Source organism: Bacteroides sp. 3_1_23, assembly GCF_000162555.1.
Taxonomy (GTDB): domain Bacteria; phylum Bacteroidota; class Bacteroidia; order Bacteroidales; family Bacteroidaceae; genus Bacteroides; species Bacteroides ovatus.
In genome coordinates this window covers 30,294-42,330 of sequence record NZ_GG774956.1, presented here as the reverse complement: position 1 = coordinate 42,330, position 12,037 = coordinate 30,294, and the positions used below count along the sequence as shown (strand labels likewise).

Annotated in this window: 8 protein-coding genes; all 8 read right to left on the bottom strand. The window is 42.6% G+C overall.

Annotated features, from left to right (window positions below; translation table 11 throughout):
• Positions 1-21: 21 nt before the first annotated feature.
• The gene (locus HMPREF9010_RS01805) at positions 22-600 is read right to left on the bottom strand and encodes a UpxY family transcription antiterminator (RefSeq protein WP_004307291.1); all 579 of its coding nucleotides are present in this window, start codon (positions 598-600) and stop codon (positions 22-24) included.
• 352 nt (positions 601-952) lie between these two features.
• Positions 953-1,900, bottom strand: a complete 948-nt coding sequence (locus HMPREF9010_RS0124870; protein WP_004317894.1) for a tyrosine-type recombinase/integrase — start codon at positions 1,898-1,900, stop codon at positions 953-955.
• A 144-nt stretch (positions 1,901-2,044) separates the two neighbouring features.
• A complete protein-coding gene (locus tag HMPREF9010_RS01810) occupies positions 2,045-3,142 on the bottom strand; it encodes a metallophosphoesterase family protein (RefSeq protein WP_008651608.1) in 1,098 nt (365 codons plus the stop codon).
• Positions 3,143-3,159: 17 nt separating this feature from the next.
• Complete coding sequence (locus tag HMPREF9010_RS01815; protein ID WP_032852973.1) at positions 3,160-4,167, bottom strand: lamin tail domain-containing protein; 1,008 nt, start codon at positions 4,165-4,167, stop codon at positions 3,160-3,162.
• A gap of 35 nt (positions 4,168-4,202) precedes the next feature.
• Positions 4,203-5,573, bottom strand: coding sequence for an OprO/OprP family phosphate-selective porin (locus HMPREF9010_RS01820; RefSeq protein WP_008651603.1), 1,371 nt, complete (start codon positions 5,571-5,573; stop codon positions 4,203-4,205).
• Positions 5,574-5,744: 171 nt separating this feature from the next.
• Complete coding sequence (gene carB / locus HMPREF9010_RS01825) at positions 5,745-8,972, bottom strand: carbamoyl-phosphate synthase (glutamine-hydrolyzing) large subunit (RefSeq protein WP_008651602.1); 3,228 nt, start codon at positions 8,970-8,972, stop codon at positions 5,745-5,747.
• A 2-nt stretch (positions 8,973-8,974) separates the two neighbouring features.
• On the bottom strand, positions 8,975-10,120 hold the full coding sequence (gene carA, locus HMPREF9010_RS01830; protein WP_004309298.1) for a glutamine-hydrolyzing carbamoyl-phosphate synthase small subunit: 1,146 nt from the start codon (positions 10,118-10,120) through the stop codon (positions 8,975-8,977).
• Between the two features lie 27 nt (positions 10,121-10,147).
• A complete protein-coding gene (locus HMPREF9010_RS01835) occupies positions 10,148-12,031 on the bottom strand; it encodes an amidophosphoribosyltransferase (protein WP_008651599.1) in 1,884 nt (627 codons plus the stop codon).
• Positions 12,032-12,037: the final 6 nt, after the last annotated feature.

Sequence of the window (12,037 nt, the reverse complement as noted above, 5' to 3'; positions counted from 1 at the left end):
GGTGGATAAATGATGACGGGATTAGTTTTTCTCGCAGACAGCCTCGACATAGCCAATAGGCATATTAACGCAAGCGCATCCCAGCATATTCAGCCGGACGGCAATCTTGCTTTTGCCATCGACATTGACCAGTTCACCAACCAGCCCGGTCAGAGGTCCTTTCACAACACGGACCTTCTCACCACGTGCCAAAGGAGAGCTGTTCATACAAATAGCTTCCTCGGAATAGTCGAGCATGAAACGGAAACGAGCCATCTGCTCATCTGGAATCACCGCCGGAGAGCTCTCACCACGCATCACCATATAACGGCTCACTGTAGAAAAACCCAGAACTTCTTTGCGTTCTTTCGGATTTACGTGCACAAACACCATCATTGGAAGAAGGACAGACTCAACTACCTTGCGCCGGTCACTCCACTGATGAATTTCTTGTTGGACAGGGACGAAATTCTCGATCCCCATTTTGTCTAAACGTTCGGCTACCTTCTTCTCGTGGTGCATACGAACCAGAGCAACATACCAGCGTTTAGAGTGTGCTACGCCTTCCCCTGTCCCATCGCTAGGCCCAGCACTAAGTGATTTTGGTTTTGTTAAAATCATGTTTTTTTTACCCCATGTTATTCCGTTACTTCTTAGGTAACGGAAATTATAGAGTACTGGACACCTACCACAAAAAGAAGAAGAAATACGTACGAACAAGGGAGTTTAGATACATTTTGCCTGATATACAGAGATATTTGAAAAGTATAGGCAGTCGAATTCATAGAACATGAAATAGGAATGTTTCATGTCCCGATACATTTTTACTGTATATTTAAATAAAAAGAGAAAAAAAAGGAATTTTGCTTGTATGTTATTAACAAATTTGTCTATATTTGCACCGAATAATTTCCGTTACCTAAGAAGTAACAGCTGCGTATTTAGACTGGTTATCAAAGACTTAATATACTTTTCAAAGAATTCCCCTATAATTCCTGACGTAAGAATAATTCAGTCGATTTACTTTGGTACGCTCATTCAATTCAAAGCCTTTCAAGTAAATTTGTGTTGTCTTAATAGATTTATGCCCCAATGATTCGCTAATCATTTCGATAGGTACTCCCCTGTATTTAGCGGTAGTTGCCCAGGAATGACGAAATGTATAAGAAGTCACGGATGAATGGATACGTAATTTTTTAGCTAAACTCTTCAAATCATTATTAAAACGACGCAGTGTGGATTGATATTCTCTATATGCCGCTTCCCCATCCCGTTTATTTTTTCCACTTAATATATAAAAAAGATAATCCGGATGCTCGGGGAGAACAGCAGAATGCGTATTACGAAGTCGGGAAACAATACATGAAGCCGATTCTAAGATTTCTATACTCATTGGGGTTCCAGTCTTGATACGGTTGTACTTCAATATATTCCCCTCCAAATTCGACTTTTCCAGATGAGCAAGATCGGCGAAAGGCATTCCGCAAAATAAAAATAACAAATTAGCGATGGCTTGCGTCCGGCGAAGTTTTTCGGACTGCGGATCTTTATAAAGCAGCGTGTGTAATTCGTTTATAGGAATTGCTTTTTTCTGACGAGTATCTACTCCGGTAAAGACATCACGAAACAAGCGATGAATATAAGGAGCCTGATGAGTATCTACTCCCTTATTGTATATGCAACGTAACATTCGCATATAGGTGGAAATCGTGTTCAACTTCAAGCGGCAGGACATCAGATAACTGCTATACCGCTTCAAGTTCTCACGAGTAATCAAACTGAATGACACACACTCTGTTCCACAAAATATGGTGAAAGAGCGAAGTGCATTCTCATAAACATGTGCTGTGGCATAACGCCCTTCCTGACGCAAACAATTTATATAATTATTTGCACATACGGTAAATCCGTCTTTTCTCATAATTTACTTTCTATATTAATTGATTAAAATAAGTTTGATATTACGAGAAATAGAACGAATTTACAACAAAGAAGGTGATTTACGGTCGTTTTCTTATAAAGTTTTTAGTAACCTATACGATTTAATACTAAATTTGGCTATTTATCAGAAAGTGATAGTGCAAGAACTTCCCCATTGGATACTGGTTTTGTTTTCCGTATTCCACAAACATTCACGAGCCGTTAACAAGCATTGATCCACATCCATGGTAACTACAATAAAGGAAAGTAGACGTTCGTCAGAAGAAGAATATTCACCTTTCATAGGGGAGTCCACCCGGAAAACAGGTAAATCAATTGTTCCATTTACCCCATTCCAGGTATAAAATTCATTGTAATTCTTATCTCCATGAAAGTAAGCCTTAATCATAGAATGAGAATGGATAAACTGCTCCAGCTTTTCCCAATTCTTTGTGGCTTTCTTTTTGACATCAGTCACCAGACAGGTATCTGCTAACAAATTCTGAAACTTATCTACTGAATTGATCGTATGCTTACCGTTCGGATTCGTAAAATGCTTGGTATCGGCAATGGGAGGATCGTGGGTAAATAAAATAGCAGGAGTAATCGTATCGGTTCCTATTTCCAGATCGAACCATCGACGCATATATGCATCAGGCCACATTCCCATAAAGACAAACCGTACCCCATCCTTTACAAAAGAATAATGCACCTTATCCGTTTGATAATTAAAAGTATCCGCCGTACGTTCCACCGCAGGGCGCATCATCCGGTTGAAAATACCGGCAGCACTGGATGCATCTTTTTCAGGAGATAAAACCTTGGGATAACCTATCGCATTAGAAATGTCGTGATTACCCGGTACCAGATACAAAGGAGCACTTATCGATGAATCCCAATCACTGCAAAATTGACTCCATGATGTAGCAGCAGATTGAACTCCTTCTTCCATCCGATTGGCAATATCACCCGTACAAACAACAAAATCAGGAGAACCGAATTTTATTCCTGCGCCCACCCCACTATCTTCTGGCAGCCGAGTTTCAGAAAGCAATTTGAAGGTTGCCAACATAGCACGACTTACCTCATCACTTCCCACTTCTTTTCCCCGAAATTCACGTTCAAGACCATAATGTACGTCTGAACAATATATAAAACGAAGAATTCTTCCTTCGTCTGCTCCGGCAGCGGTGCAGCTAAAAAGAAGAAATCCCGTAAATAATAAAAGGATTAGCTTTCTCATTCCTTAAAATTATAATCTTACCATTCTATTTTTGTACTTAGTCCGGCAGTGGTGCTATTACTCTCACCTTGAGTAGCTTTCATCATATACCATTCAGCACCGTTATCCTTACGGGCATACGCCATTCCCTCTGTTTCTCCATTGTATTTAGGTGTTTCTCCCCAAACCTCTTCACCGGCATCCGTTAGATTCTTAAATACGTCTATGGCAGTTTCTTCCGGTGAAAGAAGCTCAATCTTCACAGATTTTTTAGCAGAGAGTCCACTTGTAAAGCCTGTAGAATAATCCGCTTGATCCGAAAGAAGCACTAAAAAACCATGAGACTGTATTTTAGTTCCTTCGGGAGCTATATAAACAATATCCCCATCATCTTTTTTAATCTTTACTCCGGTTATATCCAGTTCATGACCTGTACTATTATACAACTCAATATATTTGGGTTTATTACCATTCAACTCATTCAGCACCAATCCAGTATAATCAATACCGGAAGGTCCTTCAGGTTCCGTAACTTTATTAGCCGTTCCTTTAGTAGCTTTCAATACAACAGTCCATTCTCCCGTACCGTCAGGAATACGTGAATAACTTCCTCCCACTTCATGTTTACCTCCATCACCAAATTCCGCATCCTTATCAAATTTGTCTATATCTTTACCAGAGGGCATTTGCAAAGTGATAGAAACAGATTTAGTATTTGATATTCCTTGAGTAAAATCAACGCCTTTGACTTTCAGCAAATATGCTTTACCGGCAATGGTTGCACCTTCCCCAAACGTATAAATAACCTCCGAAACACCTTCCTCATCAGTTTTCACCAGCTTAACGCCATTGAGATTAATTGTTGTATTGGAAGTATTATAAATCTCAATCCAATCTTCTTCACTTGCATTCCCATCGTTTCCACAAATTTCATTCAATACCAATCCTGAATAATCAATATCAGTAGGAATTTCCGGTTCCGAGTCATCTTTACACCCAACCAAAGCCAAAGCACAAAGTGTGCTCATCAGCAAAAACTTTTTCATAATCATCTTTTTTAAATTTATATCGTTATTCGCGTTTAAAAAGAAATCATTGTACGCAACTGAAATACATTAAAATCGATTCCTGAAGGCATTACTTCACTTAAAGGTTTACCTCCTTTGGTAATTTGTCCTTTAGAGTCGGCATATTTATCATTATTCATATAAATGTAATTCAGTCCAATCACCACATTACGTACAGGATACCAGTTCAACGAAGCAGAATAGCTAGTTGCCTTACCTCCTGTTATATACGCAGCCGGATCATGGAAATCATTCATATTTATATTACTGATACGAGCCGCAACTTCCAAATTCCCCCCTTTACGACGCATTTTCATTGGACCAAATTCCGCCTCATCCGGGGAGTATTGACGGTTTTCTCCCAATATCATATAAGATGCCGTAGCATACCAACCATTAAATACTGCATTTTTCAAATCAGTCTTTTGATTATTAGCACCATAGGTATAGCGGGATATGTTGTTATAAATATACTCTCCATAAGTCAGCAACTTACGATAACGGAATCCCAGTTCGAAGCCTGTAGTATAATAATGATTGACATTCGAAATCTCGGCTTGCACAAATCGGCGACGGTCTACCCTGCTCTCCGGGAAAGTCCGGAAAAGAACCGTTTTATCCTCCAGCCCTGAACCGGAAGGTGCCTGATAGTTAAAGTATCCGCCGACATGAATCGTCATATCTTCATTGTAAATAGGCGACACTGCTACACGGGTAGCCAGAGCATAACCGTCATTCCCTCTATTACGCTCTTTCTGAATGATATCCACTTCCCTACCAAATACTCCAGCGGAAGCCCACCAATGTTTTCCCCAACCAGTTCCGGCAAGTCCCAGACGGCGCCCGTCAGCAAAAGCTTCCACTGCCATCGGACGTTCCGAAGCCATCAGATATTTAGAACTTGTTGTGCGTTCCATACTCATCGGAACTTTAAAATTTCCCGCCTTTACAAAGAAATGATTATTAAATTTATAGCCCAGATACATATCTTTTATTTCCACTTCATTGTAAGCGAAATCCAGATCCAGTTCTGCAAACCATTTTTTGTATAAAGTGGCTTTCACACCGAAACGTGCACGACGAATACTCACCCCGTTACTAAAACGGAATTGGTTGTCATCGTCCTCCAGATCCTTGTTCGTTTTGGATGTCAGATCATCCACATTCGATGTGGGCGAATAAACCGCTGCATCCAAATAAATTCGATTATCAAACCATAAATGAAAGTTTTCATTTTTAGAAGCAAAGTGAAGTTTTCCACTCTCAAAATAAGCCTTTACAGGTATCTTACCCGATTCATCTTCCCAACCGGAAGTCGTGTTTTGTCCCCATACTGAAGTAAATGCCAACAGACCGGCAACCAGAATCATGTTTCTTTTTCTCATATCGTATCTCTATCGTTTTGCAGGCGCAAAGTAAACGACATGGAAATACAAATGAATGACAGAGTTATTACATTTCTACAACAACAAAGGCCGCTCCCGAATAACAGGAACGGCCTTACCATTTTCATTTCAATGTGATGTCAGCCTCTTTTCAAAAAGATGACATTCTGCTTATTTATACTCTGCCCAGCTCTTGATAGCTATATCATCCACACTCATCGTACAGAAGGCATTGATAAATGCACTAGCCAGACGGGCATTTGTAATCAACGGTATATTCAAGTCAATGGCAGCACGACGGATTTTATACCCATTACTTAATTCTCCGGCTGTCAGATTCTTCGGGATATTGACTACCATGTCGATCTCCTTGCGATGAAGCATCTCCAATGCTTGCGGATGTCCCTCCTCACTCGGCCAATAGACATGAGTACTTTCAATTCCATTCTCTGCAAGCGTTTTGTGTGTACCACCCGTTGCAAAGAGTTTGTATCCCTTATTCACCAACATACGGGCCGCATCCATCATATCGGCTTTCTGTTTCATTGTTCCCGTAGACAGCAGGATATTCTTCTTTGGAATACGATAGCCCACGGAAAGCATCGCTTTGAGTACGGCACAGGAAGTATCCATTCCGATACAACCCACTTCACCGGTAGAAGCCATATCTACTCCCAACACCGGATCAGCCTTCTGCAAGCGGTTGAAAGAGAATTGGGAAGCCTTGATTCCCACATAATCCAGTTCGAAGAGATTTTTTTCCGGTTTCTCTACAGGCAGACCGAGCATTACTTTCGTTGCCAGCTCGATAAAGTTGATCTTCAACACTTTGCTGACAAACGGGAAAGAACGACTGGCACGCAGATTACATTCAATCACCTTGATATCGTTGTCTTTCGCCAGATACTGAATATTAAACGGACCGGAGATATTCAAAGCCTTAGCAATCTCACGGCTGATACGCTTAATACGGCGAACAGTTTCTACATACAGCTTTTGCGGCGGGAACTGAATCGTTGCATCGCCGGAATGTACTCCCGCAAATTCGATATGCTCACTTATAGCGTATGCTACAATTTCTCCATTCTGCGCCACCGCATCCATTTCCACTTCCTTGGCGTGTTCGATAAACTGGCTTACTACCACCGGATGTTTCTTCGATACATTAGCTGCCAGTTTCAAGAAACGTTCCAATTCTTCCTGGTTGGAACAAACATTCATCGCAGCTCCCGAAAGCACATAAGACGGACGAACAAGTACGGGGAAACCTACCTCTTCAACGAACTCCTGAATGTCATCCATAGAAGTTAATTCACGCCAACGGGGCTGATCCACACCGATACGGTCAAGCATGGCAGAGAATTTCTCACGATCTTCGGCATTATCAATACTCTTGGCACTCGTGCCTAGAATATTGATCTTCTGTGCATCCAGACGCAAAGCAAGGTTATTTGGAATCTGGCCGCCGGTAGATACAATTACCCCATGCGGATTCTCCAGTTCCAGAATATCCATCACACGTTCAAAAGTCAATTCATCAAAGTACAAACGGTCGCACATATCATAGTCCGTAGATACGGTTTCAGGATTATAGTTAATCATGACACTGCGCCATCCCTCTTTGCGAATGGTATTCAAAGCCTGTACGCCACACCAGTCGAATTCTACGGAAGAACCGATACGATAAGCACCGGAACCCAATACGACGATGGATTTATGGTCGCCCAGATAACGCACATCATTTGCTACACCGCTATAAGTAAGATACAGATAATTGGTTTGTGCCGGGTATTCGGCTGCCAACGTATCGATCTGTTTCACTACCGGAAGAATGCCTGCCTCTTTACGGTGTTTGCGGATATAAAGAATCCCATCTTCCATATCCCCTTCGTAACCGATGGCACGGGCAATCTGGAAATCAGAGAAACCTTGAACCTTAGCTTTACGAAGCAATTCGTTCGGCAGATCGGCAATCTGTTTGTGATTGTTTCCCCAACTATGCAGTTCTTCGGAAGTCTTCATGATATTCATCAACTTTTGCAAGAACCATTTATCAATCTTAGTCAGTTCGTGCACCTGATCGATGGTGTAGCCGGTGCGAAACGCTTTCGAGATCACGAAAATACGTTTATCGGTCGGTTCGCGCAAGGCTTTGTCGATGTCGGAAATAACCAGTTCTTTGTTCTCCACAAAACCATGCATTCCCTGTCCGATCATACGAAGACCTTTCTGGATAGCTTCTTCAAAAGTGCGTCCGATAGCCATCACTTCACCCACAGATTTCATAGAAGAACCCAACTCTCTATCTACACCGTGGAATTTACCTAAATCCCAACGAGGAATCTTACATACGACATAATCCAGTGCCGGTTCAAAGAAAGCGGAAGTAGTCTTGGTTACAGAATTCTTCAGGTCGAAGAGTCCATAACCCAATCCCAATTTGGCAGCAACGAAAGCCAGCGGATAACCGGTTGCCTTAGATGCTAAAGCCGATGAACGGGAAAGGCGGGCATTTACTTCGATCACCCGGTAATCTTCGGATTCGGGATCGAAGGCATATTGTACGTTACATTCACCCACGATACCGATATGGCGGATGATACGTATTGCCAATTCCCGAAGTTTATGATACTCTTTATTGGTAAGCGTCTGTGAAGGAGCAATAACGATAGACTCACCGGTATGAATACCCAGCGGATCGAAGTTTTCCATATTACAAACGGTGATACAGTTATCGAAGCGGTCACGTACCACTTCATATTCCACTTCTTTCCAACCGCGTAGTGATTTCTCCACCAATACCTGTGGGGAGAAAGAGAATGCTTTTTCTACCAGCACATCCAGCTGTTGTTCATTATCACAGAAACCGGACCCCAAGCCTCCTAACGCATAAGCAGCACGAACAATCACCGGATAGCCCAGTTCTTTTGCTGCGCGACGTGCATCTTCCGCATTTTCTACGGCTTCACTCTTGATGGTTTTTACATTGATCTCATTCAATTTCTGAACAAAAAGTTCACGGTCCTCGGTATCCATAATGGCCTGTACCGGAGTACCCAGCACTTTTACATTATATTTTTCAAGAATACCTTCTTTATACAATGCTACTCCACAGTTCAGAGCCGTCTGACCACCGAACGCCAGCATAATACCTTCCGGTTTTTCTTTCTGGATCACTTTCTCTACGAAGTACGGAGTCACCGGAAGAAAGTAAATTTGATCTGCCACTCCTTCGGAAGTCTGCACCGTAGCAATATTCGGATTGATAAGAATGGTTTCAATACCCTCTTCTTTCAAGGCTTTAAGTGCCTGTGAACCGGAATAGTCAAATTCACCAGCCTCACCGATTTTCAGGGCACCTGAACCTAATAGCAATACTTTCTTTATATTTTCTTTCATTGTTACAATAGTTTTACAAATTCGTCGAACAGGAATTCCGTATCCGTAGGTCCACTCGCAGCTTCCGGGTGGAATTGCGCAGAGAACCAGGGATTCTTTTTATGTTTGATTCCCTCGTTGGACCCATCGTTCATATTGATAAACAACGGTTCCCACTCTGCACTCAACGTATTATTGTCTACGGCATAACCATGATTTTGTGAAGTAATGAAACAACGTTCCGTACCTATCATACGCACCGGCTGATTGTGGCTACGATGTCCGTATTTCAATTTATAAATCTTGGCTCCGCCCGCTTTTGAAAGCAACTGGTTACCCATACAGATGCCGAAGATAGGCAGTTTCTCATTTACCATCGCCTTACGTATATTCTGTACCGCAGCATCACAAGTATCCGGGTCACCCGGTCCGTTGGAGATAAACAACCCGTCAAATTCGAGTCCGCTATAATCATAATCCCAAGGTACACGGATCACTTCTACATTACGTTTCAGCAGACAACGAATAATATTTGTCTTTACACCGCAATCTACCAGGATAACCTTCTTAAATTGAGAATTGAAAGTTGAGAATTGAGAATTAAGCTGCGCATAGGAACTATTTACGGAGAAAGTTTGTGAAGTTCCGGCAGGAAGATAGCAAATAATCTCTTTGCAAGATACACGATCTACATAATTGACGCCTGCGTATACTGCTTCAGGCACATTATCCGGTTCATCATCGAAAACGATTTTTCCCATCATTACTCCATGTTCACGAAGAACCTTAGTCAGCTCGCGCGTATCAATGCCTGTGATACCGGGAATCTGCTCGCGTTTCAACCAGTCACCGAGACTTTCCACCGCATTCCAGTGGCTGTATTCATAAGAATAGTCACTTACGATAATCGCTTCCGCATGGATTTTCTCACTTTCCATGAAAGTGGCAAGTCCATTCGGTTCGATGGTAAAAGGAGGAACACCGTAGTTGCCTACCAGAGGATAGGTAAGCGTCATCAACTGTCCGGCGTATGAAGGGTCAGTAAGGCTCTCCGGGTATCCGGTCATGGCAGTATTAAAAACTACTTCGCCTGCCACCGGCTTCTCGTAGCCAAACGACTTACCGGAAAACCGGCTCCCGTCGTCAAGGATTAATGTCACATTTCTCATTCTTATTATTGAATCGTTGTATGGTTGTTAGAATTGATACATTTGTTCTATATAGTCGATGAACGCCCGGTTCACCATTTTCACACCTCCCGGTGTAGGGTAGTTACCGCTAAAATACCAGTCGCCTTTATGATGCGGACAAGCCTCGTGCAATCCCTCCAACGGTTGATAGACAATTTCCACTTTCGCCTTTGTTCCCTTGGGAGTCAGCAGTTCCACCATCTTGGCAGAGATTTCCTCATCGGTGAACGGAGCATAGATATTCTTCACATAGTTTATCATCTGCTCTTTCGGCAGTCCCACCTGATCTTTCGATTTACGGTAGGCAGCCGCAATCACATCTTTCATATCCCGCTCCTTTAAAAGTTCGACAGCAGCTCGGAAAGCGATAAACTCACTCATCTTTGCCATATCGATACCGTAATAGTCAGGATAACGCACTTGCGGAGAAGAAGATACTATCACAATCTTCTTCGGACCGAGACGGTCGAGAATACCGATAATACTTTGTTTCAACGTAGTACCACGCACAATGCTGTCGTCAATAATCACCAGATTATCAACACCGGGTACCAGACTTCCGTATGTAATGTCATACACATGGGCTGCCAGATCATTACGACTGTTTCCTTCGGCAATAAACGTACGGAGTTTGATATCCTTGATCGCCACCTTTTCGCTACGGATACGGCGGGAAAGAATGACTTCCAGTTCCTCCATATCCGGATGATGCCCTAATGCAGCAATTTGCTGCACTTTCTCCTCATTCAAGTAATCGTCCAGTCCCTGTAACATTCCGTAGAAAGCCACCTCCGCAGTATTGGGAATAAAAGAAAAAACCGTATGATCGATGTCATTATTGATAGCTTTCAATATTCTCGGAACCAACTTTTCACCCAACCGTTTCCTTTCCTTATAAATATCGACATCACTCCCACGGGAGAAATAGATACGTTCGAAAGAACAGGCATGATTTTCGCGCGGCTTGTTAATTTGCGAAGTACGGATTTTACCTTCTTTGCTGATTAACAATGCTTGCCCCGGTTGCAATTCTTTGATTTCCTCAAACGGAACATTCAAAGCAGTCTGGATCACCGGACGTTCGGAAGCAAGAACAGCTATCTCATCATCCTGATACCAGAATGCAGGCCGGATTCCCCACGGGTCGCGGATGGCGAAGGACTCGCCGCTTCCGGTCAATCCGCAAATCACGTATCCCCCATCCCATTCGCGGCTGGAAGTACGCAACACGTTTGACAAATCAATATATTCTTCTATATAATGAGTGATTCCCATGCCCGTAAGCCCCTCGGCTTCGGCAAGATTGAATACACGCTCCACTTCACGATCAAGACGGTGTCCCACCTGCTCCAACATGATATATGTATCGGCATATTTACGCGGATGCTGACCAATGGCAGTGATACGGGCAAATATCTCGTCCACATTTGTCATATTGAAATTTCCGCAGAGGGCCAGATTCTTGGCACGCCAGTTATTTCTTCTTAAAAATGGATGCACATAAGAGATTCCGGATTTTCCCGTAGTGGAATAACGAAGATGTCCCATATATACTTCACCGGCAAAAGGCAAAGTTCGTTTGGCATACGCTGCATCGTGCAACTGTTCGGGAGTGAGATCCTTAAAATTGTTTTGAACGTTTTCAAAGATTTCCGTAATGGCTCCGGAACCTAAAGCGCGTTCACGAAACATATATTCTTCACCCGGATTTGCTTCCAGTTTCACACATGCCAGTCCCGCACCTTCCTGTCCACGATTATGCTGCTTCTCCATCAACAGGTAGAGTTTATTAAGACCATACATCCATGTCCCGTACTTTTTCTCGTAATACTCTAACGGTTTGAGCAAGCGTATCATGGCAACGCCACATTCATGTTTCAATTGTTCCATCTCTCT

What these genes read in the sequence shown, in the direction of transcription:
- HMPREF9010_RS01820 (WP_008651603.1), bottom strand. Translation starts at nt 5,573, where the DNA reads ATGAGAAAAAGAAACATGATTCTGGTTGCCGGTCTGTTGGCATTTACT.
- HMPREF9010_RS0124870 (WP_004317894.1), bottom strand. Translation starts at nt 1,900, where the DNA reads ATGAGAAAAGACGGATTTACCGTATGTGCAAATAATTATATAAATTGT.
- HMPREF9010_RS01810 (WP_008651608.1), bottom strand. Translation starts at nt 3,142, where the DNA reads ATGAGAAAGCTAATCCTTTTATTATTTACGGGATTTCTTCTTTTTAGC.
- HMPREF9010_RS01815 (WP_032852973.1), bottom strand. Translation starts at nt 4,167, where the DNA reads ATGAAAAAGTTTTTGCTGATGAGCACACTTTGTGCTTTGGCTTTGGTT.
- HMPREF9010_RS01805 (WP_004307291.1), bottom strand. Translation starts at nt 600, where the DNA reads ATGATTTTAACAAAACCAAAATCACTTAGTGCTGGGCCTAGCGATGGG.
- carA (WP_004309298.1), bottom strand. Translation starts at nt 10,120, where the DNA reads ATGAGAAATGTGACATTAATCCTTGACGACGGGAGCCGGTTTTCCGGT.
- HMPREF9010_RS01835 (WP_008651599.1), bottom strand. Translation starts at nt 12,031, where the DNA reads ATGGAACAATTGAAACATGAATGTGGCGTTGCCATGATACGCTTGCTC.
- carB (WP_008651602.1), bottom strand. Translation starts at nt 8,972, where the DNA reads ATGAAAGAAAATATAAAGAAAGTATTGCTATTAGGTTCAGGTGCCCTG.